This is a genomic window from Salmonirosea aquatica, from assembly GCF_009296315.1.
GTDB classification, from domain to species: domain Bacteria; phylum Bacteroidota; class Bacteroidia; order Cytophagales; family Spirosomataceae; genus Salmonirosea; species Salmonirosea aquatica.
The window spans coordinates 3973351-3996845 of sequence record NZ_WHLY01000002.1 but is presented as its reverse complement, the minus strand read 5'-3'; the positions used below and the strand labels follow the sequence as shown (position 1 = coordinate 3996845).

The 23495-nt window shown below is 51.7% G+C and carries 22 protein-coding genes, 1 tRNA gene and 3 pseudogenes; 20 read left to right on the top strand and 6 right to left on the bottom strand.

All coding sequences use genetic code 11. The annotated features are described in order from the left end of the window. Window positions 1-35 precede the first annotated feature (35 nt). From GBK04_RS17665 to GBK04_RS17635, 7 genes and pseudogenes are all read left to right on the top strand, one after another. On the top strand, window positions 36-938 hold the full coding sequence (locus GBK04_RS17665) for an NAD-dependent epimerase/dehydratase family protein (protein ID WP_152761904.1): 903 nt from the start codon (window positions 36-38) through the stop codon (window positions 936-938). Window positions 939-1192: 254 nt separating this feature from the next. Then, window positions 1193-2805 (top strand): annotated as a pseudogene (locus GBK04_RS17660) (hypothetical protein). Window positions 2806-2839: 34 nt separating this feature from the next. Continuing rightward, on the top strand, window positions 2840-3202 hold the full coding sequence (locus GBK04_RS17655; RefSeq protein WP_152761902.1) for a hypothetical protein: 363 nt from the start codon (window positions 2840-2842) through the stop codon (window positions 3200-3202). A 33-nt stretch (window positions 3203-3235) separates the two neighbouring features. Beyond that, a complete protein-coding gene (locus GBK04_RS17650; protein WP_152761900.1) occupies window positions 3236-3601 on the top strand; it encodes a DUF2200 domain-containing protein in 366 nt (121 codons plus the stop codon). 23 nt (window positions 3602-3624) lie between these two features. After that, window positions 3625-4038: a hypothetical protein gene (locus GBK04_RS17645; protein ID WP_152761898.1), complete on the top strand. Its 414-nt coding sequence runs from the start codon at window positions 3625-3627 to the stop codon at window positions 4036-4038. A gap of 300 nt (window positions 4039-4338) precedes the next feature. Continuing rightward, a complete protein-coding gene (locus GBK04_RS17640; protein WP_152761896.1) occupies window positions 4339-4767 on the top strand; it encodes a VOC family protein in 429 nt (142 codons plus the stop codon). Between the two features lie 170 nt (window positions 4768-4937). Beyond that, the gene (locus tag GBK04_RS17635; protein WP_152761894.1) at window positions 4938-6548 is read left to right on the top strand and encodes a glycoside hydrolase; all 1611 of its coding nucleotides are present in this window, start codon (window positions 4938-4940) and stop codon (window positions 6546-6548) included. Here the strand turns inward: GBK04_RS17635 and GBK04_RS17630 are convergent. Then, on the bottom strand, window positions 6539-7243 hold the full coding sequence (locus GBK04_RS17630) for a phosphatase PAP2 family protein (RefSeq protein WP_152761891.1): 705 nt from the start codon (window positions 7241-7243) through the stop codon (window positions 6539-6541). The two genes, GBK04_RS17635 and GBK04_RS17630, sit on opposite strands and share 10 nt — an antisense overlap. 130 nt (window positions 7244-7373) lie before the next feature. Here GBK04_RS17630 and GBK04_RS17625 point away from each other — a divergent pair, with 130 nt between their 5' ends. Then, window positions 7374-8234 (top strand): polysaccharide deacetylase family protein, encoded by an 861-nt coding sequence (locus GBK04_RS17625; protein WP_152761889.1) that lies wholly within the window; start codon window positions 7374-7376, stop codon window positions 8232-8234. A gap of 122 nt (window positions 8235-8356) precedes the next feature. Further along, window positions 8357-8605 (top strand): hypothetical protein, encoded by a 249-nt coding sequence (locus tag GBK04_RS17620; protein ID WP_152761887.1) that lies wholly within the window; start codon window positions 8357-8359, stop codon window positions 8603-8605. Between the two features lie 79 nt (window positions 8606-8684). On the opposite strand, the gene GBK04_RS17615 is transcribed toward GBK04_RS17620, so the two are convergent. Beyond that, a complete protein-coding gene (locus tag GBK04_RS17615; RefSeq protein WP_152761885.1) occupies window positions 8685-9065 on the bottom strand; it encodes a DoxX family protein in 381 nt (126 codons plus the stop codon). A 106-nt stretch (window positions 9066-9171) separates the two neighbouring features. On the opposite strand from GBK04_RS17615, the gene GBK04_RS17610 reads away from it, so the two are divergent. The 4 genes from GBK04_RS17610 to GBK04_RS17595 all read left to right on the top strand — a co-directional run bounded on the left by GBK04_RS17610 (window position 9172) and on the right by GBK04_RS17595 (window position 13029). After that, window positions 9172-9528, top strand: a complete 357-nt coding sequence (locus tag GBK04_RS17610; RefSeq protein ID WP_152761883.1) for a winged helix-turn-helix transcriptional regulator — start codon at window positions 9172-9174, stop codon at window positions 9526-9528. Between the two features lie 108 nt (window positions 9529-9636). Next, the gene (locus GBK04_RS17605) at window positions 9637-11142 is read left to right on the top strand and encodes a malate:quinone oxidoreductase (RefSeq protein WP_152761881.1); all 1506 of its coding nucleotides are present in this window, start codon (window positions 9637-9639) and stop codon (window positions 11140-11142) included. 31 nt (window positions 11143-11173) lie between these two features. Next, window positions 11174-12082, top strand: coding sequence for an isoaspartyl peptidase/L-asparaginase family protein (locus GBK04_RS17600; protein ID WP_152761879.1), 909 nt, complete (start codon window positions 11174-11176; stop codon window positions 12080-12082). After that, window positions 12079-13029: a lytic transglycosylase domain-containing protein gene (locus GBK04_RS17595; RefSeq protein WP_152761877.1), complete on the top strand. Its 951-nt coding sequence runs from the start codon at window positions 12079-12081 to the stop codon at window positions 13027-13029. Before GBK04_RS17600 ends, GBK04_RS17595 begins: the two co-directional genes overlap by 4 nt. 61 nt (window positions 13030-13090) lie before the next feature. On the opposite strand, the gene GBK04_RS17590 is transcribed toward GBK04_RS17595, so the two are convergent. Beyond that, window positions 13091-14377, bottom strand: coding sequence for an esterase-like activity of phytase family protein (locus GBK04_RS17590; protein ID WP_152761875.1), 1287 nt, complete (start codon window positions 14375-14377; stop codon window positions 13091-13093). Between the two features lie 249 nt (window positions 14378-14626). Here GBK04_RS17590 and GBK04_RS17585 point away from each other — a divergent pair, with 249 nt between their 5' ends. After that, a complete protein-coding gene (locus GBK04_RS17585; protein ID WP_152761873.1) occupies window positions 14627-15136 on the top strand; it encodes a VOC family protein in 510 nt (169 codons plus the stop codon). Window positions 15137-15209: 73 nt separating this feature from the next. On the opposite strand, the gene GBK04_RS17580 is transcribed toward GBK04_RS17585, so the two are convergent. Next, window positions 15210-15281 (bottom strand) — tRNA-Arg (locus GBK04_RS17580). A gap of 73 nt (window positions 15282-15354) precedes the next feature. Further along, window positions 15355-16631 (bottom strand): annotated as a pseudogene (hflX, locus tag GBK04_RS17575) (GTPase HflX). A 434-nt stretch (window positions 16632-17065) separates the two neighbouring features. Between hflX and GBK04_RS17570 the strand changes: the two are divergent. From GBK04_RS17570 to GBK04_RS17550, 5 genes and pseudogenes are all read left to right on the top strand, one after another. Next, the gene (locus GBK04_RS17570) at window positions 17066-18451 is read left to right on the top strand and encodes an MATE family efflux transporter (protein ID WP_152761871.1); all 1386 of its coding nucleotides are present in this window, start codon (window positions 17066-17068) and stop codon (window positions 18449-18451) included. Between the two features lie 144 nt (window positions 18452-18595). Continuing rightward, window positions 18596-19392, top strand: a pseudogene (locus GBK04_RS17565) (sulfite exporter TauE/SafE family protein). 145 nt (window positions 19393-19537) lie between these two features. Continuing rightward, window positions 19538-20941, top strand: coding sequence for an MBL fold metallo-hydrolase (locus GBK04_RS17560; RefSeq protein WP_152761869.1), 1404 nt, complete (start codon window positions 19538-19540; stop codon window positions 20939-20941). Between the two features lie 69 nt (window positions 20942-21010). Continuing rightward, the gene (locus tag GBK04_RS17555; protein ID WP_152761867.1) at window positions 21011-21583 is read left to right on the top strand and encodes a YeeE/YedE family protein; all 573 of its coding nucleotides are present in this window, start codon (window positions 21011-21013) and stop codon (window positions 21581-21583) included. Window positions 21584-21673: 90 nt separating this feature from the next. Then, window positions 21674-22159: a DUF6691 family protein gene (locus GBK04_RS17550; RefSeq protein ID WP_373331465.1), complete on the top strand. Its 486-nt coding sequence runs from the start codon at window positions 21674-21676 to the stop codon at window positions 22157-22159. Window positions 22160-22242: 83 nt separating this feature from the next. Here GBK04_RS17550 and GBK04_RS17545 read toward each other — a convergent pair whose 3' ends face one another. Further along, a complete protein-coding gene (locus tag GBK04_RS17545) occupies window positions 22243-22986 on the bottom strand; it encodes a class I SAM-dependent methyltransferase (RefSeq protein ID WP_152761865.1) in 744 nt (247 codons plus the stop codon). Window positions 22987-23196: 210 nt separating this feature from the next. On the opposite strand from GBK04_RS17545, the gene GBK04_RS17540 reads away from it, so the two are divergent. Then, window positions 23197-23448: a hypothetical protein gene (locus tag GBK04_RS17540; protein ID WP_152761863.1), complete on the top strand. Its 252-nt coding sequence runs from the start codon at window positions 23197-23199 to the stop codon at window positions 23446-23448. The last annotated feature ends 47 nt before the right edge of the window (window positions 23449-23495 follow it).

The window sequence follows — 23495 nt, the reverse complement described above, 5'->3', positions numbered from 1 at the left end:
ATAACGAATAAAACTATCATTAAACTGGAGAACAAATGACGGCAATGCGTATATTTTTTACAGGAGGATCGGGCAAAGCAGGTAAGCACGTAATTCCCTACCTGCTTGACCAAGGACATCGGGTGATGAATGTAGACCTGAAGCCTCTGGATCACCCGGGGGTAGATAACCTGATCGCGGATATTACGGATTCCGGGCAAATGTTCGATGCCATGAGTTCGTATGCGGACCTTGATGAGCTGGAACCGGGAAACGGTGTACCAAAATTCGATGCCGTCGTGCATTTCGCAGCCATACCCCGGATCTTGATCAAACCCGACAATGAAACTTTCCGGATCAATACCCTAGGTACCTACAATGTAATTGAAGCGGCGGTCAAGCTGGGCATCAGGAAAATTATTATTGCCTCGTCGGAAACTACCTACGGCATCTGTTTTTCTGACGGTAAAACCGACCCCAAAGTACTTCCGCTGGAGGAGGATTACGACGTCGACCCCATGGATAGCTACGGAATATCGAAGGTGGTCAATGAAAAAACGGCCAGGGGCTTCCAGCGCCGGTCAGGTTTTGATATTTATGCCCTCCGCATCGGCAACGTGATTGAACCGCATGAATACGCTGAACTGTTTCCGCATTATTTTAAGCACCCCGAAGTACGTCGCCGAAATGCCTTCAATTACATTGATGCGCGAGACCTGGGACAGATCGTGGATTTGTGTTTGAAAAAAGACGGCCTCGGGTATGAGGTTTTCAACGCTGCAAATGATGAAAACGGAGCCATTATTCCCAGCAAAGAATTGGCAGAGCGGTTTTTCCCTGGGGTACCCATTACCCGTGAATTGGGGGAGTATGAAGCTTTGTATTCCAATCGGAAAATCCGGGAAGTCCTGGGATTTAAAGAACAACATAATTGGCAGAAGTACTTGAACTGGGGATGAATGCGAATCTGGGAGAAAACAGGCGTGCGGCTAATCCTGGGCTAAAACTTCACATATCCCACGTTCCAGTGCTATTGAATGGTTTCCTAACCCTCAAAATTTCGATAGATTTCATTCGGTTTATTCTTTACAGTAAAAGATGAAGTACTTCTTAAACTGTAAAAAAGCGAATGAACAGTCCACTCGAATTTATAAACACATCAAAACTACCTTTCCTGCTAAAATATCCAATTTTTTGGTGCTGTCTACTGGCAATGTCAAGTCTGGCCCTGGCCCAAACCGAAAGCACGAAGGAAAAGGTAGTTATCACCTCCCAAAATCAGAAAACCCAGGTAAGTACCAGTAATGATGGAGGATTACAGGTGAATGTCTCCCCCAAAGAGGCTCAGGCATTCAAGTCTCGCGGGTGGGTCAGCTATCGTGATTTTGGGGCCAAGGGCGACGGCAAAACCGATGATATGGACGCGATCGCCGCGGCCCATGCCTTCGCCAATCAGCAGAAACTACCGGTAAAAGCGGACGAGGGAGCTACCTACTACATCAGCGGAAAAGAGCGCACCGCCGTAGTGCGGACGGATACCGATTTTGGAAAGGCGGCTTTCATCATCGACGATGTGGATGTGGAAAATCGCAATGCTTCTGTCTTCGTGGTCAGTTCCAGCCTGCAATCTTTTCCATTGAAGGGCATTACATCGCTGAAGCGAAATCAGGAAAAAATTGACGCCAAACTACCTGGTCCCTGTCTGATTACGGTCACAAATGCGAACAAGAAGCACTACATCCGGTACGGACTGAACCAGAACAATGGAGCGTCGCAGACGGATATCTTCATGGTGGACAAAACCGGAAAGGTGGACATGGACGCGCCGATCATCTGGGATTTTGACCAGATCACCGAGATCAGTGCGCTTCCCATCGACGAAAAGCCCCTGAAGATCACCGGAGGACGGTTCACCACGATCGCCAATCAGGCTGAATCGAAGTACACCTACTACCAGCGCAATATATTGATTAAACGCTCCAATGTCGTGGTGGACGGGCTCGAACACCGCGTCACGGGTGAAGGCGACCACGGTGCGCCCTACGGCGGCTTTTTCAATATCCGGGACTGCGCCTATGTGACAGTCAGAAACACCGTCCTGACTGGCCACAAAACCTACACTACCATCGGTGCGGCCGGGAAGCCCGTCTCCATGGGTACCTACGACCTGTCGCCCAACCGCGCCCTGAATGTGTCCTTTATCAACTGCAGCCAGACCAACGATATCAATGACCGCACGTACTGGGGCATTCTGGGTTCCAATTTCTGTAAGAATATGCTGTACGACTCCTGCGTTTTTTCCCGGTTCGATGCCCACATGGGGGTAGCCAATGCCACCATCCGCAACTCGACGCTGGGGCACATGGGCATCAATGCCATCGGCAGCGGGACGTTTCTCGTGGAAAACAGCACGATCCGGGGGGTACCCTCATCAACCTGCGCTCCGACTACGGCAGTACCTGGCAGGGTGAATTCATTATTCGTAACTGCACGTTCGTCCCTTCCGGCGGCCGACCCGTCACTGCTTCCCTGATCGGTGGTTCCAATTCCGGGCAACATGATTTCGGCTATACCGCATACATGCCGGAGCGAATTATCATTGAAAACCTCAAAATCGACGACTCCCACCACCCCGACAACTACCAGGGCCCGGCTATTTTCGCCAATTTCAATCCCCAAATGAAGGATGAATCCTACCAGGAGCAGTTTCCTTACGTCATTACCAAAGAAGTCGTGCTCAAGAATGTGACTACCGCCAGCGGCAAGCCCCTGCGCGTTAGTGACAATCCGTTCATGTTCAGGAATGTGAAGGTAGTGACTAAATGATATGGATGTTGGGCAATATTAAACTGATAATCTAGTGAATAGAACAAATGTTGAATTTCTAACTCAGCAGCTGGAGAAAGCTACAAAGAGAATGAATTCCAGATATTCAACATTCATTCTAGAATTTGATCCAAACGAGCATCAAGCTCCAAAGACAAACATGGATGAGATAATGTTCTACCACGCTTTACCAAAAATACTTGAAAAAAAACTGAGATTAGAGGATACTGCTAACTCTTTGGTAACGGCATTCAATGAAATACCTCTTTGGATGAAACTCACAGAAGATATGGATGAAGGATCCTATCGATTATTCATCAGTAAACGATTTAGGAAACGAAAAGTAGTTGATGAATGGCATGGCAATAGTGATTTGAAACCTATCTTGATACAATGAAAAGAAGAACGACCTCCTATCAAAGCACCAGCTATGAACAACGCAAACAATCACGATGAACGAATGGCAAAGATGACCTTCGCCTCGGTCTATCCGCATTATGTCAATAAAGTCGAGAAGAAAGCCAGGACGAAAGAAGAACTGCATCAGGTAATTGAGTGGCTGACCGGGTATGATGAAGAAAAGTTAAAAAAACTCATCGAAGAAAAGGCGACGTTTGAAAAGTTCTTTCAGAAGGCTACTCTGAATTCAAATGCCCGCCTGATCACAGGTACGATCTGTGGCTATCGGATAGAAGAAATAGAAAATCCATTAACTCAGCAGGTCAGGTACCTGGACAAATTGGTAGACGAGCTGGCCAAGGGACGCAAAATGGAGAAGATTCTGCGAGGCGCGTAAACTGACTAACAAAAGAGCAGACTATGGAACACCATTTTAATTTGAGCGATAGAGAGTTTGCCCAGCAATTTGAAAACTGTAGCCTAGATCCTGCACTTTTTACGCACGAAGCGCACCTGCGTTTGGCGTGGATTCATGTTACTCAATATGGCGTAGAAACAGCGATTCTAAACGTTACGAAACAACTGGTTCAGTACGTAGCATTTCTGGGAGCCAGCGCAAAGTACAACCATACCTTGACCATTGCCTCCGTCAAGGCAGTGAATCATTTTATTAATAAGTCTTCTGCTGATACCTTCAAAGATTTTATTGCTGAATTCCCAAGGCTTAAATCCAATTTTAAAGAATTGATTAATACGCACTACTCGGGCGATATTTTCAATTCGTCACTGGCGAAACAGGAATTTATCGAGCCAGACCTGGTACCCTTTGACTGATTTTATCCTTCGGAGCGGATCTTTTATTGATAAATGAATTAACTTGTAAAGTTGCGAATTACCACGCCGGAGGTGTCGACGGTTACTAGTAAAAAGGTGTAATTACTTACAAATCGCCCCGGAGGGGCCGACCCCTCCGGTGTGTTTGATTCTTCCAACATATCCATTCTATTAACCGTTGACCCCTCTGGGGTATTTATCTTTACGAATTAATTCGCCCATCAATAATCAAATCCATTTAGTTCTGCATGGCTTGATCAGCCGATAGCTTAAAACTACCAAAAAAACAGAAATAAGAAAATGTTACATTGTACTCCCTTCCTTTTATTTGACGGAAACTGCGCCGAAGCGATGACCTTTTACCAGAAATGCCTTGGTGGAGAATTGACCTTGACCAAACTGGGTGATACGCCCATGAAAGATCAGTTTCCGACCGAAAAACACGGAAGAATCATTAATGCGCAACTGAAAAGTGGCGCAATTGACTTTTCGGCTACCGATTGGATGGCTTCTCCTCAACTCGAGCCCAAGCCCGGGAATACGTTCAGCTTGTTTGTCGTGGGTACTTCCCTTGCTGATTTGAAACCGGTTTTTGAGAAGCTCGCGGAAGGAGCGGACCGGGACAAGCGGACCTTTATGGAGCTTCGTAGTGTACCCTTTGGTACCTACGGGCAGCTCACCGATAAATTTGGTGTCTCCTGGATTTTCAGAGGAGAGAAGCAAGAATAGCTTGGTTTGACTCCCCTCAGAGCACTGCTCAAGGTACCTCCTCCGTCCCAATTTGTAAGGAGAAACGAATTACCTTCAAATTGCTCAGCCAGGAATAAGTAGGATAGGCACGTGCATTTTTCACTATTCGATATTGAGCAGAAACTAATAGTTGGAATTTACTGACCCACATGCCTCACAAAAACTACAACATCCTGCTGCTTTGCGCAGCACTGCTCACCTTATCCTGCGTTAAGATCGGAGGTACCCTACCTAAGGTACCCCTACCGGGAGAAGCCAGAGCTGTGGTTTCACTGAACGAAGAATTCCAGACGATCCATAGCTTCGGTGCATCCGATTGCTGGTCGGCCAAGTTTATTGGTACCTGGGCCGATGAAAGCAAGAAAAATCAGATCGCGGATTTGCTTTTCAGCCTCGACACCACGGCGGCGGGGCAGCCAAAGGGCATCGGCCTGTCGCTATGGCGAATGAACATCGGTGCGGGTAGCTACGAACAGGGTGAAGCCAGCGACATCGGCGATGCGTGGCGGCGGGAGGAATGCTTTCTGGACGCCCAGGGTAGGTACGACTGGTCGAAGCAGGCGGGCAGCCAATGGTTCCTGAATGCGGCCCGGCAGCGAGGGGTACCTTACACGCTGGGTTTTGCCAACTCACCGCCTGTCCACATGACGGTCAACGGCAAGGCGTTTGCGCCAGGTACTGCAAGCGCATCAAACAACGATTCGCTGAATCTCCGCACAAATCAACTGACCCGATTTGCTGATTTTTTGACCGAAGTCGCCAATCACTTTAACCTTGACTACCTTAGCCCCGTCAACGAGCCACAGTGGGACTGGCAGGCCAAGAAAAACGGAAAAGCCGGGCAGGAAGGTACCCCCGCCCGCAGCCGCGACCTGATCGCGGTAGCGAAGGCTTTATCTGACCGACTAAACGCCACAGACAGCAAAACCACGGTAGTTACCGGCGAAACCGCACAGATCGACTACCTCTACGACAAAGCAGAATCAGGTCGGGGCAACCAGTTGGCAGAGCTGTTCGGCGGAAGCACTTCGCTGGGTACCTTGCCCAATGTCCAACCCATCGCGGCGTACCACAGTTACTTTTCTACTTGCGACGACGCCCGGCTGGTCGGAACCCGGCAAAAAGCCCTTCAGGCCGCGCGGGCGGCGGGCAGTCCCACACTCTGGCAGAGCGAATTCGGGGTATTGGGCGACATCTGCGGCAAATACAATGGATCTCCCCGCCATACGGCTATTGACTACGGGCTGTACGTGGCCAAGGTACTTCACAACGACCTCACGGTATCTAACGTAGCCTCGTGGCAATGGTGGCTGGCGATCAACCCCTACAATTACAGCGACGGCCTGGTGTATATCAATGGCCCGGACGGACAATTCAAGAACCACGACAACGCCCGCTTGGCGGGGCAGGTCGTGGAGTCGAAGCAGTTGTGGACTTTTGGGAATTTCGCCCGTTTTGTACGACCCGGTATGAAACGCATTAAGGTAGCGATCGAAGGTAACGCTGATCCGGTGGCGCAGGCAGGTACCTACATGATGTCGGGCTATAAGGACGCAACCCGTAAGAAAATCGTGCTGGTCGCCGTCAATATGACTTCCCAACCCGTGGCACTGCCGCTGTCGGGCTTGGCCGTAAAGAACAAGCGCTTCGTAACCTACACCACTGATAAGGACAAAAACCTGGCGAAAGCATCAGTGACGAGCGATAAAATCGTGATGGTACCCGAATCCGTGACCACCCTGGTAGGGTACTACGAGTGAGGGGGTGAAGAATGAGTAGACGGGAGATAAAGCAAAATTAGCCCGATCAGAGAAATTAGACCCAGCATAAAACCCGCGGCGACGTCCGAAAACCAGTGCGCCCCCAAGTACACCCTGGAAAAGGGCACGGCCAGGATCAACAGCAAACTCACCCCACCTATCCCCCACCGCACAGCGGGAGGAAATTGCCGCAGTCGGTACATCAGAAAGATCAGAAAGCCAAAGAAAGTAACGTAAAACACGGTATGCCCGCTGGGAAAACTGTTGTGCTGCGCTTTGACCACAATCCGCACCAGATCGTCGGTGGGACGGGGACGGTTGACCAGTAGCTTAATGCCAAAATTGAGCACCGAAGACAGCAGTGTGAGGCTTAGGAAGAGAGCTTCCCAGCGGTAGCGAAGCATCAGAAAAACGAGTGCAGTAGCCAGGGCAAGGGAAATAGCCACAGTTTGCGTCCCAAACCAACTGACGCCTTTCATCACGGCGTCCAGGAAAGGACTGTTGTACTCCTGCACCTCTTCGGAAAATTCAATGTCGATGAATGTGGTCGGCAGCAGGTATACGAAGGCCGTCAACAGCAGAAAGAGTGCTGTCAATCCTAGTACTAAGTACAGGGCTTTTTTTCGGGAAGGCTGAAAATCGAGGTACGTCAGTACGTTCATGAGGTACCTTACTATTCTCATGAGTGTATGCATGTGGCCAATGAGTTCAAGAGAAAGAGGGTACCCTGGGTACCGCCCGACCACAAAGAAATGGAATTTATGTAGCTTTACGGAATAATAACCCGGTAACCCGCCTTTGAAAACCTACCTTAGCTCATCCGCCATGCTGCCAAAAACAATTCGTCTGCTGTTTCTGATTTTCTGTGTGGGCCACGCCTTCGCCCAAACCCCACCCGCCCGCCTGATCATTCGTGGCGACGATATGGGCTTTTCGCACTCGGGCAATCTGGCCCTGGTGGAGTCGTACAAAAAGGGCATCGAAACTTCCATTGAAGTGATTGTACCCTCGCCCTGGTTTCCTGAAGCGGTGCAATTATTGAAAGAAATACCCGATGCGGACGTAGGTATTCACCTGGCCCTGACCAGTGAGTGGGATCTGGTGAAGTGGCGTCCCATGACCCAGGCCAGTAGTCTGGTCGACGCAGATGGGTACTTTTACCCGATGGTTTTTCCCAATAAAAACTATCCGGGCCGCGCCATTGCCGAAAATAAATGGAAGCTCGAGGACATTGAGCGTGAGTTCCGGGCGCAGATCGAAACCGCCCTGCGGCACATCCCGCGCATCAGTCACCTGTCTTCGCACATGGGCTGCACAGCGTTATCGAAGGAAGTAACGGCACTTACTAAAAAACTGGCGCAGGAATACAAAATCGATATCGATACGGATGCATACAAGGTACAGCGGCTGCCGCTGGAAGGGCCGCGTGGTACCCCCACCGAAAAAGCCCAAAGCTTTATGAACGCTCTCAGCCGCGTGGAACCCGGCAAAACCTACCTGTTTGTGGAGCATCCGGGCCTGGACAACGCCGAGCTCCGTGCTATCCATCACATTGGCTACGAGAACGTGGCCGAAGACCGGCAGGGCGTGACCGACCTATTTACCAGCGCCGACGTGAAAGCAAAAATCAAAGCAAAAGGCATTCGGCTGATCAGCTACAAGGATCTGCTGGAATCGAACAAATGAGTCAGAGGGTACCTATGGCTGGTATAATTATTTTGGGTCGGCAGGTAAAAAATGATGGGTCGGAAACAAATACTGCACGCTTACGACCGCCCCATTTCTGTGTACACTAAACCCCTAATACCATGGACTTAACAATAAAAGACCCGCAGGACGGGCAGGAAATGCATTTTAAGGTAGAACCCGAAATGTACGGCGACGAGCAAGGATTGCGGGTTATTTTCCCCGAAAAAGATTCATTTGTGATGGTGTATCGTGGCGAGGACAAGTGGGAGGTTGTGGATGAGCAATTTGTCAATCCTGACCTGGTGGAGATCATCGGTAAGGCCCTGCATCCGCGCGCGCACTATGTGTCCAATTCCAATCCTTCCTGATAACCGGACTTATATTCAATCAAAAAGCCCGTAGAACTAGTTCTACGGGCTTTTTGATTTTGAAGGGGGTACCTATGGATCAGGCCAATTCTTTGGTACCTAAGAATCGCCGGCTTAATTCTGGAAAACGCAGGACTGCCGCAATCCACACCAGCCCCTGAAGAATAACCGGCGCAAAAAAGGGCTGTTGATGCTCAAGGTGTGTAGCTATGGCCCCGCCCAGGTAGGCCGCCAGCAACAGCGTACCTAGCAAGCCTGTACGCGGGACAATAAAAAGAGCTACCGAAATCAGCTCTACGAATGCGATCAGTTTAATCGTTTCTGCCGTGAGGCCCATGGCTTCTGAAGCTTCCTCCGCCCCGGTTCCGCCCGCCAGTTTCATGCTAGCGCTACCGATGAAGGCCAGCGCGATGAGTCCGGTAAGTACCCATCCGATAATTTTTTGTGTTTTAGTGCTCATACGATTCTTTTTTTTAGTTGATGCTACAAATTTACGGCGCATCGGTATACCTTTGTAACGAATTACATAAAGGATACCGGTAACAAAAAGGATACCTATTTATATTATGACACAGCACGAATGTCGAAAAGCGCACATGGCCGTTCAGGATACGTTGTCGGTGGTGGGTGGAAAATGGAAGCTGGTGATTCTGGCGATCCTGATGGACGAAACAAAACGATTCAAAGAGCTTTCCCGGGAATCAGGCATTTCGCCCCGGATTCTGTCGAAGGAGTTGAAAGAACTGGAAATGAATAATCTGGTCAGCCGGAAAGTTTGCGACACCCGCCCCATCACGGTAGAGTACGCGGCTACCCCGTACAGCCAGACGTTGCGGCAGGTAACCGAAGCGCTGCATAATTGGGGCGTTCAGCATCGCGAGGCCATTTTCCACAGCGATACCCAGTTAGAGGCCGTGTCGTGAGGCCGGAACCAGGTACGGATTTTTAGGGATAGGGATTCGTCGCCTACATATCTGTGGGTGATGAATCCGATCGCTTAGGTCTTGTACACCGTTTCAAAAAATCGCTGAATGACTGCTATTACCCGTAAAGATAACCATCCCGACATTGTTCTGATTGGCGCGGGCATCATGAGTGCTACCCTCGGGATGCTACTCAAAGAACTCGACCCTTCGCTCAGCATAGAAATCATCGAGCGGCTCGACCACGCCGCCGCCGAAAGCTCCGACGCCTGGAACAATGCCGGTACCGGGCACTCGGCTTTTTGCGAGCTCAACTATACGCCCCAGCGTCCCGACGGCTCGGTGGATATTTCCAAGGCTGTCAAGGTAGCCGAATCCTTCGAGCAATCGCGGCAGTTCTGGGCGTTCCTGACCCAACATGAGTTCGTGGAGCTACCTACCTCCTTCATTCGCCCGATTCCACACATGAGTTTTGTGTGGGGCGAGAAAAATGTCACATTTCTGCAAAAACGGTACGAAGCCATGCAGAAGAATGTGTTATTTCAGGAAATGCAGTATTCCGATGATCATAGCCAGCTTACCGACTGGATGCCGCTGATTATGGAAGGCCGCGATCCAAATCAAAAGGTAGCTGCCACCTACATGCCCCTGGGTACCGATGTCAACTTCGGCGCCCTGACCCGTGCCATGTTCCACTGCCTTAAAGATATGGAAGGCGTGACGCTACATTTCAATCAGGAAGTCCGCGACCTGGACCGCGAGCGGGACGGTTCATGGGAGGTGAGTGTCCGGGATCGGGACACCCACGAGCGCCGGAAAATCCATGCCAAATTCGTATTCATCGGCGCGGGTGGCGGCTCTCTGCCGCTGCTGCTCAAATCCGGCATTCCCGAAGGCCGCGGCTACGGGGGCTTTCCGGTAAGCGGTCAATGGTTGCGTTGTACCAACCCCGACATCATCAGGCAGCATCATGCCAAAGTCTATGGCAAGGCCGAGGTAGGATCGCCGCCCATGTCGGTACCGCATCTGGACACGCGTATGATCAAGGGTAAGCAGGAGTTGCTTTTTGGTCCCTACGCGGGTTTCTCAACCAAGTTCTTGAAAAAAGGCTCTTTTTTTGACCTCCCCTTTTCGGTAAACCTGCGCAACATCCGGCCCATGATTGCTGCCGGTCTCCACAATATTCCGCTCACGAAGTACCTCATTGAGCAAGTAAGCCAGACGCCCCAGGAACGGCTGGACGCTCTGAAAAGATACTTTCCGGAAGCCCGGCTGGACGATTGGGAGCTCGAAATTGCCGGACAACGGGTTCAGGTGATCAAAAAAGACGAAGAAGAGGGCGGTATTCTGGAATTCGGAACCGAGGTAGTCAGCGCCGCCGATGGCAGCCTGGCCGCGTTGCTGGGCGCGTCGCCGGGCGCTTCCACGGCGGTGTCGATCATGTTGAGTTTGCTCGAAAAATGCTTTCCTGAGCAACTTCGCACCAATGCCTGGCAACAGAAACTCCGGGAGATGATTCCGTCCTACGGACAGTCCCTGGGCGATAATCCGGCGCTCTGTCATGCGATGCGTACCTATACCAGTGAAGTACTGGACCTGGCACCGGCGGAGTAATTTTTTCAAATCCCAATCTATCTTACCCCCTATGTTCACCCTGGCCATTCATGGTGGTTCCTGCTGGATCGACCCGGCTGACCTCACGCCCGATCTGGAAAAAGTATACCATTCCGCCCTAAATGAGGCGATGGATGCAGGCTATGCTTTGCTGGCGGCGGGAGGTACCGCACTGGACGCCGTTGAAAAATCCGTAACGACGCTGGAAGATAACCCCCTGTTCAATGCCGGACGCGGATCGGCCTTCAACTACCATCAGTTTCACGAAATGGACGCCGCCATCATGTGCGGGCAAACCGGACAGGCGGGAGCCGTGGCGGGGGTACGTAACGTCAAGAACCCCGTCAGGCTGGCCCGTACTGTGCTGGACAAAACCAAAAACGTCCTGCTAACGGGGGAAGGTGCCGAAACATTTGCCCGGGAGCAGGGACAGCGCTTCGAGGAGGATACCTATTTCTATAACGAAGACCGCTACCGCGAACTCCTGATCGCCAAGCAACGCGCAAAAGAATGTAACACGGGCAAAGGTACCGTAGGGGCAGTAGCCCTGGACAAAGCCGGCAACCTGGCGGCAGCCACTTCTACGGGCGGATTTGCCAACAAAAACTATGGCCGCGTAGGTGACAGCCCCATCATCGGCAGTGGTACCTACGCCAACAATCAGGCCTGTGCGGTATCCTGCACTGGTGACGGTGAGTACTTCATGCGGGCCGTGGCAGCCTACGACGTTTTTTGTTTGATTGAGTATAAAGGCCTATCATTGCGGGAAGCCTGCCAGCAAGTGGTTCATGAAAAAATCAGAAAGGCGGGTGGCCAGGGCGGTCTGATCGCCGTGGATCGATTCGGGAACGCCGAACTGGTTGTCAACTGCGACGTGATGTTCCGGGCCTGGAAAAACCAACACGGCGCGGGTGGTACTACAATATTTGAAAATACATGACCCGATACCTTATATTTCTCAATGTACTCCTCTGTTACGGATGCCATTCTCAGAACACAACGCCTCCCTCGATACAAGATGAGCGATTGCCTTTTGCGGAACGGACTGCCATTTATCCCATCGATAGCTTCCCCGCCGGCAAGCCGCAATATGTCACGCTGCCTCCCCTGCCCGACACGCTGACCTTCGCCGGCGAGCGGGTACCCCTGGAGCGCGACGATGTGCGCGAGAGCCTTGAACGTGAATTGGTAGTGAACACATTCGGGCATTCGCGGACTATTTTCGTGATGAAAAATATCGCTCGCTGGCGGCCACTGGTCGAAAAAACATTGCGCGAAAACGACGTACCTACCGATCTGATTTATCTGGCCGTAGCCGAAAGTGAACTCGAAAACACGGTGCAGTCGCCCGCCGGGGCGGTGGGCATGTGGCAATTCATGCAGCCTACGGCCCGTGATTTCGGACTGACCATCAACGAGGACGTGGACATGCGCCGCGATCCCAAGCTAGCCACCGAGGCCGCTACCCGCTATCTCAAATGGGCCTACGTCCGTCTGAAAAGCTGGCCGCTGGTCGCTAGTTCGTACAACCGGGGGCTCACGGGGATGCAGAATGTGCTGAAGTACCAGCAGACGGATAATTTCTGGGACCTGTACCTCAATCCCGAAACAGCGCGATACTTTTACCGTATCCTGGCTTTCAAGGTGATCCTGGAAAACCCGGAAGCCTATGGTTACTTCCTACGCCCTGAGGATCAGTACCGCCCCTACCAGTTCAAAACGGTAAAGGTAGATCGCGATACGGACCTGATTGCATTTGCCAAAGCCAACAAGACTACCTATAAAGAATTAAGATTGCTCAATCCCTGGTTTAGCAACACGACGGATTATCGCCTGCGGGTGCCTTCGGGTAGTTTTTATGAGGTAAGGGTACCTACAAAGGAATAGGGAATCAAAAAAATGGTGGGCCGGGGCCCGCCATTTACCGTTTCAACCGGTAGAGGTACCTCTAGAATTTTACGATATACAGGCGGTTGCCATCGATCACGGTACCCTTCGTGGGAGATAGTGTCTTTTGTTTGATTTTCAGGATAGGATCGCTCCACACGGCAAAATCATCGTCATTGATTACTCCCAGTGTGCTGCCGTCAATCAGCCACATCCCTTCCAGTTTATCGTGCGGGTAGTCGCCCAGGGCAGTAATCAGATCCACGGCCAAAGTTTTCTGGACTGGAACGATACCCGCCGCGGCCAATTGATCCCAGCTATTGGCTTCCAGCGTTTTGCCATTCACCAGCATACCATCCAGAGAATTGAAATCACCCGAGACATCTGTTGCCTGGGAAATATCGATTTTATAAATATGCTTCATCACCGGACCATCCGCACTGAAATTGCCATCCCGCTCTACCACCAAAAATTGTGTGGCGCTCAGGGCCGTGATTTCAGAGTTAGAATTATTGTCGATCTCCTGACGGTACAGGTACTGTTTGGTACTCCCCGTAGCAATATCGAAAGTCACGATCCGCGTCAGGGTACGGTTGGTGGCGGCAGAATTCGAAGGGTTGTAGAGCCGCGACTGCATAATTCCGACCAATGTTTTCTCGTCGGGTGTGATGGTAAGCCCTTCCATGCCGCGGTTAGCCCATCGTCTTTCGAGCACCGCGGGTAATTTACGAGTTCCGGTGTTCACGTTGACCGGGCTGATGCGTTCGATTTGCGTGCCGTCGGACTTCAAATGAGCGATGTGCGGACCGTACTCGTCCGAAACCCAAAAGGTACCATCCTTCATGGCTACCAGGCCTTCGGTATCCAGCCCAAACTCATCAAAGTCGAGTACCTGATTGTTCAAATCGTACGGAATTTCGCCGGTCGCACCTTTGCCGGCCGGATTGGGTCGGCCGCTGATGGGATTGCCCGAAGGGTCTTTAATCAGGATTTCGGACAGTTTCTCAATTTTACCGTCACTTGTCAGCCTGAACAGGCCAATCCGGGGTGTGTAGTTGGGTACGGGAAAGTACTTACCACCCGTAGCGTCGGCATTGGGGCCACGATCGGTCAGGGCGTAGAACTGCCCCGCATTGTAGGGGTGCGCCACGGCCGAAGAACCAAAGCCACCGTTTCGTATTTCAACGCCAAGCTGTGAACCCAGTACCGTATAAGGTAGCGCAACGCCCTGATTGCTAAGCGTCGGTAGTTGGTAAGGATTGCCCAGGTCGTGGTCCTGGATACACGATGAGGCAGCGAGGATCAGCCCGGATAGGGTCAGGCTAGAGAAGTGTTTTTTAATAAACATGCGTAATAGGTTGAGGGAATGGAAATTACGCAAAGAAACCTAGATCGGGGCGAATGTGTCAGGAAAGGACGTTAACAAACCATTATGTGATTGTTAACCCGATATGATGCTGATTTGGGATGAGAGTATCGTCCCATTACATTTAGCATCGTTTTCACCTGCACATCTTTATTTTGGCGCAAAAAAAACTTGTGTCAGAAACCCATCCGTTCTAACTTTATCCAATCACTATCCTAGCAGCAAACCACTATGAGTAGTATCAACGACACCATCGCCGGACTCGAACTGGCACAAATCGGCTGGGTGGTCCCGGACATTCACACTACCATGAAATTCCTTACGAACGCGCTGGGCATCGCTGGCTTTCCCCAACCTGAGCTTATACGGGCAGAAGATTTGGGTATGACCTATTACGGCAAGGTTGAAGCCGGTGAATGGCTCACCACCCAAACCTATAACGGAGGTACCTTCATCGAACTCATTCAGCCTGTTTCCGGCCAAAGCATGTTCCATGACTATCTGGCCCAGTATCCGGCTGGGGGTACCCAACATTTGGCGTTCCGTTTGCCGGTTAGCGGTTTCGATCAGGTCATCAGCGATCTATCCGACCAAGGGTATGCGATCCTGAGCCAGGTGGATCATCCCATCGCACGAATGGCTTTCTTTGACACCTATCAGACCCTGGGCGTTGCCACCGAGATCATGGGCATCACACCGGAAGGATGGACCGCCATAAAAAAAATGCAGAAGGTAGGGTGAGGATTGGCTTATAAGATAATCAGAATCCTTTTATAAAATAAAGCCACTGAAATTCAGTGGCTTTTATATTCAGTGACCCCGACGGGAATCGAACCCATATCTAAAGTTTAGGAAACTTCTATTCTATCCGTTGAACTACGGGGTCATGGACGGGAACCTGGGGTATGCCGATATTCCGGCCCGCAAATTTCAATAATTTTCGTATCCCTACCAAACCCTCATTCCACTTCATTCTGCCAATCGCCTTCGTCGTAGTAGCCTACGTCCAGCCAGTTGGGATAGATCAGGAAATGCTTGTCGCGCACGAGGGCGCCGAGGTGCTGGCGTAGCTCGTCCATGTTCTCATTGTGCTCCGCCGAGATGAACACCACATGATCGGCCTTGCGGGCGTGGAAACTCTTGCGAAGTTGCGCAATGAGGGCTTCCCTAGGCAGGGGCTTCGTGGCCGTGTCGTCCGTTACTTCGTGCCAGTCTTCGTCCGCCTCTGTCTCGACGGGCGGCTGGTAGAGGTCGATCTTGTTGAAAACAATAATTGTCGGCTTATCGCCCGCACCGATTTCGGCCAGGGTACTGGTCACCACATCCATTTGCTCCTCAAACGACGGGTGCGAAATATCCACCACGTGCAGCAGAATATCGGCTTCACGTACCTCGTCCAGCGTAGATTTGAATGACTCGATGAGGGTGGTGGGTAGCTTACGGATAAACCCGACTGTGTCCGTAAGCAGATAGGGTATATTACCCACCGACACCTTCCGTACCGTGGAGTCGACCGTGGCAAACAGTTTGTTCTCGGCAAAGACGTCGGCTTTGGCCAGGCGTCGCATCAAAGTGGACTTACCCACGTTGGTGTAGCCCACCAACGCCACGCGCACCAGGCGGTCGCGTTCCTTCCGGCGGGTCACACTTTGCAGATCGATCTTATCCAGTTTGTCTTTCAGGAATGTAATCCGATCCTTGATAATCCGGCGGTCGGTTTCGAGCTCTTTCTCACCCGGACCGCGCATACCTACCCCCCTTTTTGTTTGGTAAGGTGCGTCCACATCCGGGTCAGACGAGGGTACATGTACTGGTACTGCGCCAGTTCTACCTGGGTTTTGGCCTGGGCGGTTTTGGCGCGCATGGCAAAGATGTCCAGGATCAGCAGACTGCGATCGAGTACCTTGATTTCTTCGCTTTCAAAAGCGGCTTCCAGGTTTCGTACCTGCGAGGGACTGAGATCATCGTCAAAAATGACCATGTCCACGGGCTCGGCCGCAACAAATGTTTGTATTTCCTGCAATTTCCCGCTTCCTACGTAGGTTTTGGGGTCAGGATGTTCCAGGTTTTGGGTAAACGTGTGCCGGGTTTCCACGCCCAGCGTCGTCACCAGAAAAGCCAGTTCGTCAAGGTATTCTTTGGTTTGTTGCGGGCTTTGGCGCTGCGGACTCACCGCTATCAGCACAGCCGTTTCCTGTTTTTTTTCAGTTGAGTTCGTTGCTCTTTTATCAATCATTCGTATTCAGTTGACAATGGACAGTTGGTAGTTGACGGTGCTTGTTTTCTGTAAATCACACACTCTGAAATCAAACACTTGCCTGGCAGCCATTCTTTTCTTGGAATGGGCAAGCTAGGGAGAACGGTGATTTTCTCATATTAGTTCTTTCCAGGAAAAGATCCTAACCTACACCCGTTGAAACTTTATAAAAAAATAATTCTAGCTTTGTAAAAATCTTTATGCCCATGATTCTGCTCTCTCGGGTCTAACTGACCTACCTGCCGATCCCGCTTCGGTCTTTCCTGGTACTCCTGTACTTTTTTTGAAGTACCGAGTACCCTATCCTCATTATCCATCCAGTCATTTTTCCGGATTGCTACCCTCCTGTATCCGAAGGGCACCGGGTGAGTTCTTTCGTTTGGGAAAAACTGACTGCTTCATCGTATAAGATTTTGAAAAAATACCTCCAGCTGCTCCGCACCGCCTTAGACGGCTCCGAGCAAAGCTATACCAGCGGCAGCATCAACCGCGCTATTTTCCTGCTTTCCGTCCCGATGATCCTCGAAATGGTCATGGAGTCGCTCTTCGCGGTCGTGGACGTTTTCTTTGTATCCAAGGTGAGCACCGAAGCCGTGGCTACGGTAGGCCTTACCGAGTCGGTCATCACGCTTATTTATTCGGTAGCCATTGGCCTCAGCACCGCCGCCACGGCGCTGGTAGCGCGGCGGGTAGGCGAAGGCAACCCCGATCAGGCGGGTAAGGCCATCGGGCAAATCATCCTGATTTCGCTGGCTTTGTCAGTGGTTATGGGGGGCTGTGGTACTATCTGGGCCGGAGATATCCTGCGCCTGATGGGAGCCGACGCGCGGGTGATTGAGGTAGGTACCCTCTTTGCCCGGATTGAGTTTCTGAGCAGTCCGGTCATTGTGCTACTCTACGCGCTCAGCGGGGCCTTGCGCGGGGCGGGCTCCGCCTCGGCAGCCATGCGTTCGCTCTGGATTGCCAACGGTCTCAATATGATCCTTGATCCCCTGTTTATTTTTGGCATCGGGTTCTTTCCCGAGCTAGGGGTTACGGGAGCCGCCGTTGCTACCACGCTGGGACGTACCGTGGGTGTAGGGTACCAGCTGTATTTCCTATATCATACCAAAAAAGCGGTGTCCATCACCTGGCCGGATTTTGTACCTGATTTTGCGGTGATCAAAAATATCCTCAATCTTTCGGCGGGTGCTACGGGTCAATTCCTGATTTCCTCGGCGAGCTGGGTATTCCTCACGCGCATCCTGGCCGAGTTCGGCAGCGATGTGGTAGCGGGTTATACGATTGCCATCCGGGTCATCATTTTCACGCTTTTGCCGTCGTGGGGTATGGCCAATGCCGCCGCCACGCTGGTGGGCCAGAACCTCGGTGCCAGCCAGCCCGACCGCGCCGAAACCTCCGTATGGCGCACGGCGCGGCTCAATATGTGGTTTCTGTTGGGAATAGCGCTGCTGTTTTTTGCGGGTGCTCCATGGATTGTGGGCCTCTTCAGTACCGAGCCGGCTGTGGTGCGTACGGGCGTCAATGCTTTGCGCGTGCTATGCCTGGGCTATGGCTTTTTTGCCTATGGTATGGTAGTCATCCAGGCCATCAACGGCGCGGGCGACACCAAGACGCCCATTTACCTCAACCTCGTTTGCTTCTGGCTGGTTGAGATTCCGGTGGCTTATCTGCTGGCTTTAGTGCTGGACTGGGGCCCCATTGGCGTTTTCGCCTCCGTTCCCATCGCCGAATCGCTCCTGGCTATTTTGAGTATTCTGGTATTCCGGCGCGGCCGCTGGAAGCTCATCGAGGTGTAGACAGAAACTTTTCTTTCACCTGGCCCTTACCTCTGTGATATTTGTTACAGAGGTAAGGGCTTTTGCCCCCTACTTTTGCAGGAGAAGTCAGAAAAAACGATTCCTTTTTGTCGTCTTCCTAGTTTTTACCACAAAACACTTACTGTGAACATCCTCGGTTATTTTGCTTCCATACTCATCGGCGTCAGCCTCGGGCTCATCGGCGGTGGCGGAAGCATCCTCACGGTTCCGGTGCTGGTGTATCTGATTGGCCTCAATCCCGTGCTATCCACTGCCTATTCGTTGTTCGTGGTAGGTACCACGTCGCTGGTAGGGTCTTTCACCTACATGAAAAAGGAACTGGTCAATTATAAAGCCGCGCTGGTTTTTGCCGTCCCTTCATTCATCGCGGTATTCCTGACGCGTAAGTACCTGGTACCGGCTATTCCCGATCCCGTGTTTACACTTGGGGGTTTTACGCTGGAAAAAGGCGCGGGAATCATGGGGCTGTTCGCCCTGATTATGCTGGCCGCAGCCTACTCGATGATCCGGCATAAGGAAGAAGGTACGCCAAAAGATTCAGGTACCCCCGCCATCGTGTTCAACTATCCGCTGATCGCCCTTGAAGGGGCCGCTGTGGGGTTGCTTACGGGTTTGGTGGGAGCAGGCGGGGGTTCCTCATTATTCCCGCGCTGGTGCTGTTGGCCCGCATTCCCATGAAAATGGCCGTAGGTACCTCTTTGCTCATCATCGCGGCCAAGTCGTTGATCGGATTTCTGGGCGACATAGGGCAACAGCCCATGGACTGGACGTTCCTGGCTTTGTTCACCACGCTCTCGGTCGTCGGCATTTTCCTGGGTTCCTATCTGACCCGCTTCATCCCTGGTGAGAAACTAAAACGCCTCTTCGGATGGTTTGTACTCGGAATGGCAGCATTTATTTTGTGGAAGGAATTCCTTTGAAAAAGGGGCAGAAATGGATCAACAAAACAGCTTTACTCATTGATTATTAATTTTTTATAAAGAAACTTAACACTTCGGTACTTTCTTTTAATTCCACTTTGGGTCTATGTACCTCTGGAACTTTGCCCCTTCAAACTGAAAACCTATGAAAATCGAACAAATCTATACCGGCTGCCTGGCGCAGGGTGCCTACTTTATTGAATCCGAGGGCGAAGCAGCCGTGATTGATCCACTGCGCGAAGTAGCCCCCTACCTCGAAAAAGCCAGGCGCGAGCACGCGACCATCAAGTATGTGTTTGAAACCCACTTTCACGCCGATTTCGTGTCGGGCCACCTTGATCTTTCCCAGAAAACGGGCGCCCCAATTGTCTACGGCCCCAATGCCAATCCTACCTTTGACGCACACATCGCCGCCGACGGGGAAGAATTCAAGCTGGGAGCCGTCACCATCCGTACCCTGCACACGCCCGGCCACACGATGGAGTCCACCTGCTACCTGCTGCTGGATGAAAATGGGAAAGAAACCGCCTTGTTCAGCGGTGACACGCTGTTTATTGGCGATGTAGGTCGCCCCGATCTGGCCCAGGAAAGCGACCTGACTACGGCCGACCTGGCAGGGTACCTCTTCGATAGCCTGCGAACCAAAATTATGCGCCTGCCTAACGACATAATCGTGTACCCGGCCCACGGGGCGGGCTCGGCCTGTGGCAAGAATATGAGCAAAGAAACATCCGACACGCTGGGCAACCAGAAGCTGTTCAACTACGCCCTGCGGGCCAATATGACCCGCGAAGAATTTATAAAGGAAGTCACCGAAGGCCTCGCCGAACCTCCGCAGTACTTCCCGCAAAACGTGCAAATGAACCGGGAAGGCTACGACAGCATCGACGCTGTGCTGGAGCGTGGCGCGCAGGCGCTCAGTCCGGCGGCCTTCGAGGTGGCCGCCAACGAAACGGGCGCATTGGTGCTTGACACCCGCGCGGCCCGCGATTTTGCCGCAGGCTTCATTCCCAATTCCATCAACATCGGTATCGATGGCAGCTTTGCTCCCTGGGTAGGTGCGCTGATTCCGGATTTAAAACAAAGCCTGTTGCTCGTGACCGATCCCGGTCGCGAAGAAGAGGTGGTCACCCGTCTGGCGCGGGTGGGCTACGACTACACCCTGGGGTACCTTGAGGGCGGCTTTGCGGCATGGCAAAACGCAGGCATGGAAACCGATACCGTACAGTGGGTGGAAGCCGCGGATTTTGCGGAGAAATTCAAGAAGAATGACCTCTCCGTAATCGACGTTCGTAAACCCACCGAATTTGAAAGCGGACACGCGGAGGGTGCCAAAAATCTGCCCCTGGACTACATCAGCGACCTCATGGCCGAATTTCCCCACAACGAATCCATGTACCTGCACTGTGCGGGCGGCTACCGCTCCATGATCGCCGCCTCAATCCTCAAGGCACGGGGTTTTGATAACGTAGTCAACATCGAAGGCGGCTACGGGGCCATGAAAACCGCGGGGGTACCTGTGACCCGTGATTCGGCGGTTCAGAACTAAGTCGATAGGCTGTGGTTCGCTTCTTTTAGCCTTCCTGTCAATATTAATCATCTAACTTTTCAGTATCCCTTGTCAATTATCCATTATTTATCGCAGCCTTGGCCCTGGTACGTGGCGGGACCGCTCATCGGCCTGACCGTACCAGCCTTATTGCTGATTGGCAACAAGGCTTTCGGGATTTCTTCCTCCCTACGCCATATCTGTGCGGCTTGTGTGCCGGCCAATATTCCTTTTTTTCGCTATGACTGGAAAAAAGAGGGATGGAACCTGGCCTTTGTGCTGGGAATCCTGATCGGCGGCTTCATTGCAACCCAATTTTTGGCTGATCCTAACGAAATTGTGATCGCCGCTTCGACCCAAAGCGATCTGGCAGCCCTGGGCATTACCGACTTTTCGGGACTGATGCCCGCCCAACTATTTTCCATAGAAAATATCTTTACCCTCAAAGGATTTATCTTCCTGGTACTGGGTGGTTTTCTGGTGGGCTTTGGTACCCGGTACGCGGGAGGCTGTACGTCGGGGCACGCCATCATGGGGCTATCCAACTTACAATGGCCATCGCTGGTAGCAACGATATGCTTTATGATTGGGGGCTTCGTGGGTACCCTTGTGCTGCTGCCTTGGCTGATGCAGCTCGTATGAGTGTGATGAGCAGAAATCGACTATTTTGAAAAATTAATTTTGACCAATACGTTGAAAGCAAATATTTTAACCCCGAAGGCCACTGAGCCTATCCCCCGGAAATCTTCTTCTGTTCTAGACTCGGAACCTGATAATCAGAATGAGCAGCGAAATCCTGAAAGTATCCCCGCACTAGGCAGGTACCTGCTGGTTGGGATATTGTTCGGTATTGTTTTTGTGAAAGCCGAAATCATCTCCTGGTTCCGTATTCAGGAAATGTTCCGTCTGGATTCCTTCCACATGTATGGCGTGATCGGCTCGGCAGTCGTGGTAGGTATGCTATCCGTTTTTCTGATTAAAAAATTGAACATCAAAACCAGCGCGGGCGAGCAAGTCGTCATCGAGCCGAAATCATTCCATCAGGGTCAAATCTACGGTGGACTGCTGTTCGGCCTCGGCTGGGCATTGACCGGCGCCTGCCCAGGCCCCCTGTACGCCCAAATCGGCAGCGGTTTTCTGGCTGTGATCGTAACATTATTGAGCGCTATCCTGGGTACCTGGACGTATGGCATTATCCAGAGAAAGTTGCCGCACTAATATTGAATGTACGATGCCGGAATCTTACTATAACAGGTCCATTCCGGCCTTTATCGCGCAGTGGATCACTCAGTCAGGACCTTCTACTGCCGTACAGCCAGCAGATAAGCCTGCTCGTCACCCAGGGCGAATGATTCGCCGTCGAGGCTGCTGAACACTTCGGTCACCAGTAGTCCCGCCTGTTGCATCAGGGATTTTAGTTCGGCCAGCGTGTAAACATACTGCTCAACACTACGGGTGACCCGTTCGTTTCCCCATACGTAGGTAAGTTCGGCCAGGATTACTCCGCGTAATGCATCATACTCATTCTGAGCCAGATACATCATATCATCTCCTAAATTCATCCAGGACCGTTCCTGAAAATCGGGTAGCACACTCTCGGCCAGAAGCTGCGTGTGCGCAATAAACCGGCCACCGGGTGGCAACTGGTCGGCGATTTTTTGCAGAAATTCCTGCATCACCTCCCGGGAAAAAAAACTGAAGCTGTTGCCCAGGCAGTAAGCGCCCGCGTAGGTCGCAGCAGGCAATTGCATTTCTACAAAATCGCCTTCAAGCACCGTGACCGGCAGGTTTTGTGCCCGGGCGGTTTGTTCCAGCTCCCGGCAGTACTCCTGCGAAATATCCACGGCCGTTAGTACATGGCCACGTTCGGCTAGCGGAAGGGCGTGACGACCATAGCCGGCCATAATATCCAGCACCCGGCTGCCCGGCATCAGCCCGAGCAGATCGACCAGAAAATCCACTTCCCAATCGGTATAATCCTCGGTCTGATTTTGCTTCCAGGCTACTTGGGGCAATCCCTCGAAAAAAGTATGGTACCACGCCATTCGTTCCGTTTTTTTGACTAGAAATCAAGTGCGAAGGTAGGAATATCCGGCTATATAGCCTACTGGAGGTGGGAAGCGAATCGATGCACTTACTTATCGGTAATCTTTCGAGATTTCCTATTTTGAAGGCCAATTTTCGCCCCATTTTGGGTAGGTACAATATTTGAGGTACCTTTTTTTACTACCATTAACCTAAAACACCATACTGCTATGAAAATTGTGCAATTAGCCGGAACGGTTCTGCTATCCGCTGTCCTTTTATCGGGCTGTGGGCCTGCCACCGAACAGAAACAATCCCCCAATTCTGAAATAAATGGAGCTACCCCCACAGGTACCGAGGAGAGCAGGGCGGCCATTGGGGTCGGAGAAGGCAACCAGGATGAGCAAGGAGGGTACCCTAAAAATCAGGCCAATCTACACCCCGACTCTACCCGGAAGGATACGATCAGGAAACGGCAATAACCGGCATCGTATTCATGATGGGTAGGCTTCGGGAAATACTCAACTTC

Bases quoted from the DNA above. Each gene is read 5' to 3' on its own strand.
- GBK04_RS17630 (WP_152761891.1), bottom strand. From the start codon at position 7,243: ATGCATACACTCATGAGAATAGTAAGGTACCTCATGAACGTACTGACG.
- GBK04_RS17560 (WP_152761869.1), top strand. From the start codon at position 19,538: ATGAAAATCGAACAAATCTATACCGGCTGCCTGGCGCAGGGTGCCTAC.
- GBK04_RS17605 (WP_152761881.1), top strand. From the start codon at position 9,637: ATGACTGCTATTACCCGTAAAGATAACCATCCCGACATTGTTCTGATT.
- GBK04_RS17540 (WP_152761863.1), top strand. From the start codon at position 23,197: ATGAAAATTGTGCAATTAGCCGGAACGGTTCTGCTATCCGCTGTCCTT.
- GBK04_RS17620 (WP_152761887.1), top strand. From the start codon at position 8,357: ATGGACTTAACAATAAAAGACCCGCAGGACGGGCAGGAAATGCATTTT.
- GBK04_RS17545 (WP_152761865.1), bottom strand. From the start codon at position 22,986: ATGGCGTGGTACCATACTTTTTTCGAGGGATTGCCCCAAGTAGCCTGG.
- GBK04_RS17585 (WP_152761873.1), top strand. From the start codon at position 14,627: ATGAGTAGTATCAACGACACCATCGCCGGACTCGAACTGGCACAAATC.
- GBK04_RS17645 (WP_152761898.1), top strand. From the start codon at position 3,625: ATGGAACACCATTTTAATTTGAGCGATAGAGAGTTTGCCCAGCAATTT.
- GBK04_RS17610 (WP_152761883.1), top strand. From the start codon at position 9,172: ATGACACAGCACGAATGTCGAAAAGCGCACATGGCCGTTCAGGATACG.
- GBK04_RS17625 (WP_152761889.1), top strand. From the start codon at position 7,374: ATGCTGCCAAAAACAATTCGTCTGCTGTTTCTGATTTTCTGTGTGGGC.
- GBK04_RS17665 (WP_152761904.1), top strand. From the start codon at position 36: ATGACGGCAATGCGTATATTTTTTACAGGAGGATCGGGCAAAGCAGGT.
- GBK04_RS17640 (WP_152761896.1), top strand. From the start codon at position 4,339: ATGTTACATTGTACTCCCTTCCTTTTATTTGACGGAAACTGCGCCGAA.
- GBK04_RS17590 (WP_152761875.1), bottom strand. From the start codon at position 14,377: ATGTTTATTAAAAAACACTTCTCTAGCCTGACCCTATCCGGGCTGATC.
- GBK04_RS17615 (WP_152761885.1), bottom strand. From the start codon at position 9,065: ATGAGCACTAAAACACAAAAAATTATCGGATGGGTACTTACCGGACTC.
- GBK04_RS17650 (WP_152761900.1), top strand. From the start codon at position 3,236: ATGAACAACGCAAACAATCACGATGAACGAATGGCAAAGATGACCTTC.
- GBK04_RS17600 (WP_152761879.1), top strand. From the start codon at position 11,174: ATGTTCACCCTGGCCATTCATGGTGGTTCCTGCTGGATCGACCCGGCT.
- GBK04_RS17635 (WP_152761894.1), top strand. From the start codon at position 4,938: ATGCCTCACAAAAACTACAACATCCTGCTGCTTTGCGCAGCACTGCTC.
- GBK04_RS17595 (WP_152761877.1), top strand. From the start codon at position 12,079: ATGACCCGATACCTTATATTTCTCAATGTACTCCTCTGTTACGGATGC.